Here is a 2,101-nt window from a genome sequence, read left to right on the forward strand (position 1 = left end):
CCGCCAGCGGCACCAGGCCGATGGTGGCGACCACGATGATGATCGCGATCAGGTTGGGCTGAAACTCAGTCATCCCCGGCGCGCCCTTCGTCGAGCGCGAGCCTCTCGACCTGCACCCCCACCGCGTCGCCGATGGCGACCAGGCGCCCACGCCCCATCCGTCTGCCGTTGACGACCAGGTCGACCGCCCGCTCGGGATGCCGCTCCAGCGGCAACACGCTGCCTTCGCCCAGCCGGCGCAGTTCGCCGAGCGACAGTTCCAGGCGACCCAGTTCGCAGGTCAGCTGCACCGGCAGGTCGTCCAGGTTCAAGCCAGCCGAGTCCAGCGGATCCGTGGGCGAACTGTCCACATCCGGCGCTTCCGTACTCGATGCCGAGCTGTCCGCGGCCGTTTCGGATCGGGCGGGAGGTGTTGATTTATCCACAGGAGGTTCGCTCATGACACTCTCTTTACCAGGGCGTTTTGGGGCTTCACAAGGGCGGTGCGAGGCTTCAGAAGAGGGATTCTGGGCACGATGGGAGGAACTCGCACCGAGCGGCCCGTCGGCACGCAGCCCGGTGTCGCCGAAGCGAGCCCGGCAGCCGAAACGATCGGCGAGATTCAGCCAGACCTCATCGGCCGCTGCGCCGTCGAGCATGACCACGTCGCCGGCGCGCAGGCTGCGCCATTCGCCCAGCGTCAGGGTCTGCGCGCCGCTTTCGATTCGCAGGGTGGCAACGACGCCGTCGGCTGGGGCGCGGCGCGCCGGAAAGGCGCTATCGAGCGTCGGCAGCAGTCGCTCGGCGATGGCCACCGGCAGGTCGAGGGCGAGCGGGTGCGTTTCGTCATCGATCTCGAACGCGATACAGAGGCGCGTGGGGCGATCCATCGGGGCCGATAGGGCAGGCCGCAGGTGGATGTCGACGTCCAGCCGTTGCTCCAGCGACTCCAGCCACTCGAGCCAGACCACCTCCAGCCACATGGCGACCAGCTCGCGATCCACCTCTCGCAGATCCCGTCGGCGGTCGGGATGCTCACCGAGACGGTCAAGCGCCGCCGCGCTGCCGGACAGCGTCAGGGGTTCCCCGCCGAGGTCGAGGGTGAGCGACCACGCCTGAGCGATGGCGGTGCCCTCGGGCAGCAGGCGCAGCATTGCCTTGCGGCCGTGCCAGTCGAACTCGAGCGGCCGGCGAGCGACGTGCAGCGCGTTATGGAGCGCCAGGCGGTCGGAGGCCATCGCGGGGAGCGACGCCGGTGACAGCGGCGTCGCCCGGCCCGGCGCCAGGTCGGTCGTGGCCGTCGAGGGCCGCGCCGAAGCCCGGCGTGACGTCGTGGAGAGGTGGGTCACGTCAGCTCTCCCCGCGGCGGTCGCATCTCTTCCATTTCCAGCTCCGCCAGCCGCTCGGCATCGACCGCCAGCGCGCGGGAGCGATCGGCTCGCAGGCGGTCCAGCGCCTGCTCGGCGCGCCGACATCTCGCCCATTCGGCGGCCCGCTCGCCGCGCTCGGCTTCGGCGGTCCGGCGCTCCCGCGCCAGCGTTCGCCGCTGCTGGAGCAGCGACTCGCGTCGTCCGGCATCGTCGGCCAGCGTCTGCTGCCACTCCGCCATGGCTTCGGCACTCATCGGCTGCTGCGCGCCATCATCGAAGAGCGCCTGTTCGCGCCGTCCGGAAGCGCGCTGGTGCCGGTCGAGCGACGCCTCCAGCGTCTGGTGTCGCGTGTCCAGGTCCTGGCAGTGGCGCTGGCTCGACGCCAGCGCCTCCTCGGCCCGGCGGGTACGATGACGCCGCAACTGCATCAGGCGCTCGAGTCGATGCAACGAGGTCATTGGGCGATCTCCTTCAGCCGCTTCAGCGTTTCCGCGAAATCGCTGCGATCGTCCCGGGACTGGCGAAGGAAGGCCTCGATCTCGGTGTGCTTGCGAATCGCCTCGTCGGTGGCGGCATCGCTGCCCTCGCGATACTCGCCCACCTGCAGCAGCAGCTCGACGTCGCTATAGCGCGCCATCAGCTCGCGGACCTTGGCGGCGTCGCGGCGATGCTCGTCGCTGGCGACGCTCTCCATCAGCCGGCTGCGGCTGGCCAGCACGTCGATCGCCGGGAAATGGTCACGCCGGGCGAGC

Annotated in this window: 2 protein-coding genes and 1 pseudogene; all 3 read right to left on the reverse strand. The window is 70.2% G+C overall.

Features of this window, described 5'->3' with window-relative positions:
- Positions 1 to 65: 65 nt before the first annotated feature.
- Positions 66 to 1,328, reverse strand: a complete 1,263-nt coding sequence (sctQ, locus tag AC3AYF_RS01075) for a type III secretion system cytoplasmic ring protein SctQ (RefSeq protein ID WP_487779306.1) — start codon at positions 1,326 to 1,328, stop codon at positions 66 to 68.
- On the reverse strand, positions 1,325 to 1,807 hold the full coding sequence (sctO, locus tag AC3AYF_RS01080) for a type III secretion system stalk subunit SctO (protein WP_295036049.1): 483 nt from the start codon (positions 1,805 to 1,807) through the stop codon (positions 1,325 to 1,327). Before sctO ends, sctQ begins: the two co-directional genes overlap by 4 nt.
- Positions 1,804 to 2,101, reverse strand: a pseudogene (locus AC3AYF_RS01085) (EscN/YscN/HrcN family type III secretion system ATPase); the annotation flags it as partial. The pseudogene AC3AYF_RS01085 and the gene sctO, both read right to left, overlap by 4 nt.

The sequence above is a fragment of the Salinicola sp. genome (assembly GCF_982684285.1).